Annotated in this window: 3 protein-coding genes; 2 read left to right on the top strand and 1 reads right to left on the bottom strand. The window is 36.9% G+C overall.

Features of this window, described 5'->3' with window-relative positions; genetic code table 11:
- Positions 1-419 precede the first annotated feature (419 nt).
- Entirely contained in the window at positions 420-3,677 is a 3,258-nt protein-coding gene (locus F7734_RS59850) for a type 2 lanthipeptide synthetase LanM family protein (RefSeq protein WP_155753613.1), read from the top strand.
- A gap of 25 nt (positions 3,678-3,702) precedes the next feature.
- Positions 3,703-4,587, top strand: coding sequence for a GNAT family N-acetyltransferase (locus F7734_RS59845; RefSeq protein ID WP_155753612.1), 885 nt, complete (start codon positions 3,703-3,705; stop codon positions 4,585-4,587).
- Here F7734_RS59845 and F7734_RS59840 read toward each other — a convergent pair.
- Positions 4,584-6,221, bottom strand: coding sequence for an NHLP bacteriocin system secretion protein (locus tag F7734_RS59840; RefSeq protein WP_155753611.1), 1,638 nt, complete (start codon positions 6,219-6,221; stop codon positions 4,584-4,586). The genes F7734_RS59845 and F7734_RS59840 overlap by 4 nt on opposite strands.
- Between the last annotated feature and the right edge of the window lie 432 nt (positions 6,222-6,653).

The following is a 6,653-nucleotide window of genomic DNA, read 5'->3' as shown; positions in this document are numbered from 1 at the left end:
TTACCCCCCTTAATCCCCCCTTATAAAGGGGGGAAACAGGAAATTTATTTTCCTCCCCTTTATAAGGGGAGGTTAGGAGGGGTAAAAATAATGTGCAGCTTCATATTAAATTGGTATTAGCACTGCTGTATTTTCTTTATTTATCATTGTTAACATTCAGACGATGAATTACAGAGCAACTTCCAGGATTCATTTCATCGGATTTACATACCTTAATTCACAATCGGACACGAAAACATAAGCTTTTTAAAATTCTTATTGAGAACATTAGTCCACTGATAATCTATAGCTAAAACGTTTAGCAAGCAAAAAATTTAGAGATTTTGGTATAACATCAATACTTACCAATGTTTTCGTCCCTGTTTTAGAGAAAAATCTCCAACCTTGAATAATCTACATAATTTACAACTATTTGATATATGAAATTATTAAATAATTCCGAACAAACTATAATATCTACAAGTGATTTAATTGATTTAACAGAGCGAGCATTAAGTCCCGATGAATTAACTCATCTGCCGATTTATCCCACCGATAAAAAGAGCTATCAGAAAGCCAAAAGATTGCTAGAACGCTGGGAAAAACTCATTTGTACTCGAACGGGCAATAAGGAAGACTTTGAGCGTAGATTAGCTAGTTTAGGATTAAATAGGGATTCAGCCCTGATATGGTTGCAAACCCGTCGTAGCTTACAGGTTGAGGATTTGCCTGATTGGGCTAAAACCTTGGGACAAATTCTCAATACATCTGTCTATCCACCTAATTCAACGATTCAAAAATTATTAGCCAACATAGATCAGGAGAATCAGCTATTATTTCCCGATATACTTCATCCATTTATTAATTACTATATTAGTGAGTTAACGTCAGTTTGGTCAAAATACGAACTATACGTAAAACCAAAAATTTTGAACCAAATAGCAGAAAATTTATTATCTCGTTTATCACATATTTCTGCTAGGACAATAGCCTATGATATTAAGCAAAAGTCAACTCTGGGCTTATTAAAGGGCAAAACTCCCCAGGAGCGATACCAGTATTACGTCAATCAGATTGTGGGAACTCCTGAAGGATTGTTTCGATTGCTCTATAACTATCCAGTAATAGGGCGCTTACTGACAACTGTTACTGAACAGGCTATAAAAAATACTATTCAATGGCTCCAGCGTTTGGAATTTGACTATCAAGCTATTGCTTCAACGTTTTATTCTGGAGAAAAGCCTGGTCTGGTAGAAAGCGTAGATATAGGTCTTTCTGAACCTCATTGTGGGGGTCAGACTGTCTGGTTTATGGAATTTACATCCGGACTGCGATTAGGCTATAAACCACGAAGTTTAACATTGGATGTAGCTTACCTTCAGTTTCTAACATGGCTTAACCAAGCTCAACCAGAACTCACTCTCATGGCTGCTCCTGTTCTAGATCGCCAAGACTATGGTTGGGTACTTTGGATTGAGACAACTGACTGCCAAAATATGGAGCAGATAGCTCAATATTTCCAACGTCTTGGTGCCCATTTAGCAGTGTTTTATTTTCTCGGCGGAACTGATTTTCATGAAGACAATTTTATTCCCAATGGTTCACAGCCTATTCCTATTGATTTAGAAGGTATAGGTTCAGTCGCCTTGACATTTCAAACTGACTTGCAGATGCTTAAAGTAGTCCCCCGCCCTTGGCAACCTGATACGGTATTTGCGACACTTATGCTTCCGAGATGGTACAACCAGGGGGGGTATGAACAAGAAGCAATAGCAATGTCCTCACTTACAGGAAGAAAGGAAGGTCAAATTTGGCCAATGCCAACACCTGTTTACTATAACCTGGGTACGGATCAGCTATGCCTTAAGTTTGAATATAGGGCAGCTAAACCCTGTCTATCTTTACCCAAGCTTGGAGGAAAGGCTATAGATGCAAAATCGTTTATAGGAAAAGTTATAGATGGTTTTGTTAGTACTTATCAAACATTTATTAATCATCGAGATTCATTGTTAAGTAATACAGGTGTTATAACTGCTTTTCAAAATTTACCAACTCGTGTTCTAGTACGGGACACTAATTTCTATCACGATTTGCTGTTATGGTCTACTGCGCCAGATAATTTGATAAGTGGAATTGATTACGATTTGTCTCTGGAGATTCTCTGTGGAACCCCAATTTTAGATGAAAACAGAAAGGATGCTCTTTCTTATGGAAGAGTAGAAAAAAAAGCCTTATGGGTAAGAGATGTTCCTTACTTTTCTGGCTTAACCTCTAGCTGTTATCTAAGCTCAGAAGATGGAGCGCGTTTCGGACCCATAAACGAGCATAGCGGGTATGATTATATTCGTTATCGTTTAATAACTGCCAATGAGGTAGACCTAAACTGGCAAAAAGAATTGATTCGCGTCTCTTTAGAGATGTTTTTTGTCCCACGGGGAAAGTCAATCAGTTTACCTGAAAAGAATACGGAATTTGCATCTGTCCCCACTCTTGATAAACTACTAGCGACACGGATTTATAATCATCTTTTAGAACTGGGAAAAAACATAGAAAATCAAGTAACTCACCATAGTGAAGGAACTAGTTGGGTTACTTTGGCACTTTCGGGAAATTACGGGCTACCACAATTAGGTCATCCTATCCCTTGGTCATCACCAGGAACTGCTGGTACGGTAATTTTCATGGCAAACTTAGCGGCTTATACAGGAAACGAATCATGGTCTAAACTCTCTCTAGAGGCGGTGAAAACTACAGCTAAGATGGCAAATCGTTTTTTATCTGAGTTTGCACTATACCAAAATGGTTTTTATGGACTACCAATAGTGATCTATGCCCTATTGGTCTGTGCTGAAAAGCTGGGAGATGAATCATGTTTAGATTTAGCTTACAATCTGGTCATGAAGATTCCTGCTCAAATGTGGGGACAGGTAACTAACCCAGATATACTGACTGGATCTGCTTCAAGTATTTTGGCGTTGATTGCCCTACACAGAAAGCTTCCTGATTATGAACTTATAAAAAGAATTCAACTTATTGGTCAAGGAATATTAAGCTACCAAGAGCAAGATGGTTCAAATGCTGGTGGCTTTAGAATTCCTAATGCACCTCGACCTTTGCTGGGTATGGCACACGGAGCATCTGGAATTGCCTATGCTTTATCAAAATTATATTCGTTTATAGGAGATTCAACATTACTTACCCCTATCCATGCTGCTTTAGAATATGAGCGTTCTTTTTATAATCAAGAACATCAAGATTGGCCTAATCTTTGGAAAGATCCGGCATCTCCAGCGTTTATGTCAGGTTGGTGTGGTGGAGCACCAGGTATTGGTTTGGCGCGTCTAGAAATGCTGAATCTATTTGGGGAAGAACTGATGTCCGATATTGAGGCAAGCTGTCAAGCAACTCTCCGTCATATAGGCAGTGGTGGACATCATTTATGTTGTGGTGAAGCGGGAAGGATTATCTTCTTAGTTAGTGCAAGCCAGAAATTGAATCGACCAGATCTACTTCAGTCAGCAGCTCAAGCTACAGAAAATATGCTGGATTTTTACGAGCAGAAAGGTTACTGGAAACTGCAATCTATGGCAGCTCGTTCAATAATTCCTGGTTTGACTGATGGTATTGCTGGGGTTGGTTTATCCCTACTAACTCTTATAAATCCAAATCAAACTTCTGCTTTATTAACATTGTCATAATGTAATAAAAAATATATAACCGGAAATGTATAAATTAGTAGTCGTTGATAATCCTTTAGCTGCTTCTTTCTACGAAGTGTTTACTTTTCCAGTACTTCGCTCAAAATTATATATGACTCAGCGTGAAGGACCTATCGTAGCAGTTGGTGCTAACTCCAATCAAAAGCCGATAGGTTTAGCGATGGCTGAGATTGTACCTAATAATCAATCTAACATTCTCTCTATTTTTGTAGATGCTTCTCACCGTAATCAAGGAATTGGCACAGCTTTATTAGAGTATCTGCTAAAGGAATTAAAATTACGAAATTGCCAATCTGCTCAAATTATATATGTTACGGGTAAGCCAACAACCATTGCTTTAGAAAGGATTTTGGCAAAAAATAACTGGACTTCTCCTAAACCTCGAATGTTAGTCTGCAATTGCGATCGCCAAATGCTAAAAGCACCTTGGTTACAAAAAGAATACCCGCTCGCCACCGAATTTACCATTTTTCCTTGGACTGAGCTTACAGAACAAGATCGTCTTAGACTGAACGATCGATTTAAAAATGAGACATGGATACCTGAGCTTCTTAATCCGCTAGCACATGATAATAATTTTGAACCCTTAAATAGTATAGGGTTGCGTTATCGAGATGAAGTTGTGGGTTGGATTATTACTCATCGTCTCTCACCGACAACAATTCGCTATACCTGTAGTTATATAAGACCAAACCTTCAAAGACTAGGAAGAATCCTGGCGTTGTATTCAGAATCAATCAAACGTCAAGCAGCAAATCCCGACATCTTTGAAGCTATCTGGACTGTACCATTTATTTATTCATCAATGATTGATTTTGTTAAAAGAAGGATGGCAAACTACATGATTTCTATTAAAGAAAGTAGAGAATCTTTGAAAATCATCAATTAGTCAATTCCACTCCATTCTCTAAGAATTGGCAAAACAAAGGTAATAGGACGGCGTTTTTCCACAATTGCCTGTACAGTAGCAGTTGTTCCTGCTGTCACTTTTAATTCAGGTCCCTTAGAGGAAGACCATTGATATCCACTGAAAGTGGAAGGATCAGTTGTAAGGTTTGCTTTTACTTGTATTAAAGCTGTGTTTTGAGAAGTTCCTTGAGTAAGATATTCTATAATTTCTGGATTCCCAACCAGATTTGATGCTCCACTTTTAGTGATTGGAAATGAGGATACTTCTGTTACCGTACCGACTATACCACCAAACCTTTCACGAGATACTGTATCAGGAGTAACCTGCACCTTCATTCCAGGTTTTATTTGTTTTCCATCCCCAATGGAAAAGTAACTAACTGTCACAATCTCATCGTGATTACCTTTTATCTCCATAGAACCAAACCTTTGACCTTTTTGTAAAATGGCACCAGGCATAGCTATTATTTCTAGAAAACATCCACCTGTTGCGCTTTTTAATTCTTTATTTGCATTATACTCTTTTGTCAAATTATCTATATTGTTTTTAGTCTGCTGGATTTCATTCTGTCTATTATTAATAGATTGTAAATTTTCTCTGACAAGGTTTCTTTGTCGTATTTCTAATTCTTTCAATTCGGCTTTTGTTTGTTCAATGTTCGTTAGACTATCTTTAAACTTTCTCCTGACGTCTATGGATTTAGATTCCAATTGCTTTAGCTCTGTCTGATAATTGCTAATTGTGCTTAAATTTTCCTTGTATCTTTGTTCAATTTCAGGTTTTTTCACATCTAACCCTTGTAACTGAGCTTCTAACTGAGAAATTTGCTGTGAATTTTGCAAATAATCTTGTTCTGATTGTATTACTTGATCTTGACTTATAGCTCCTTGAGTGAAAAGTAATTTTCTTTGTTTCAATCTATTTTCAAGGATAGGCTTCAAATGCCGTGCATTTTGTATTTGATCGATTAAACTAATTCTTTGCTTAAAAATTTCTTGTAATTGCTTTTCTTTTAATTCAGGTGTAATTTTTTGTATATTTCGCATTTTTTGAAAAATGCTAGTTTTTTGCTGTCTAATAGCCTCCAACTCTGCAGCATTTGAGATAGGAATTATATCTTCATTATTTTTAATACTTTGCTGCTTACTAGTCTGCTGCTGCTTCACAAGCTTATTTTCAATCTCTATTCGTTCGTTTTCCAGAAAAGTAGCTTGTTGATGTTGAGTATATAAATAGTTTAACTTAAATTTTTCTTGTTCTAATCTTTGCTTAATATCAGATGATTCCATAACAGCTAATACTTGATTCTTTTTGACACAATTACCAGGATTAACTTTAATCTGTTCTATTTTTCCAGTAATTGAAGACTCAACATCTATAACTTTATTGGGATAACTTAATACTGCTCTTCCTGAAACTTTTATGGGAATTTCTCCAAAAAAACTCCAAGCCAATACCAACAATATTAGGCTTCCAAAAGAGATTATTGGAAACAAATCATGAAGATTTACCACTGCTACTAATTCATCATATGTTTCTGGAGAAATAATTTGTTGAGAATTTATTTGTTCAGGGGGGAATGGCATTCTATAGAGAAGTTTATTTGCTGGCATTTTTATCTTTATGTAAAGTTATTGTGGTAATCATTTTGTATAGTAAATGAGAAAAGTGTAAACTCTTACATCAATGAAATGCTGTTTTTGCTTGGGAGTTGGATAGAGTTTACTTTTGCTACTTTTCTCATCCGAGAATTATACCATTTGGACTTTGGACAAAAAAGGTGTGTTCGCGGAGTATTTGACTGTGTTGGCGAATTATTTGAGGCTAAACTTATGCTGCTAGAGCGGTGAAGCGAGAAAGGCTTGCACCACAGTTATTGGTTCCCAGGCACTGGCGTTTTTGAATTCGTTTGAGCTTTTAACTTTAAAGGATGTTTGAAAAGTGGTTATTTGTCATTTTAATCACATTATTACCCCCCTTAGTCCCCCCTTGTAAAGGGGGGAAATTGAATGGCCAGTTCCCTCCCCTTCACAAGGGGAGGGTTA

The sequence above is a fragment of the Scytonema sp. UIC 10036 genome (assembly GCF_009725235.1).
The sequence above is the reverse complement of the archived record's forward strand: the minus strand, read 5'-3'. Positions and strand labels throughout refer to the sequence as shown.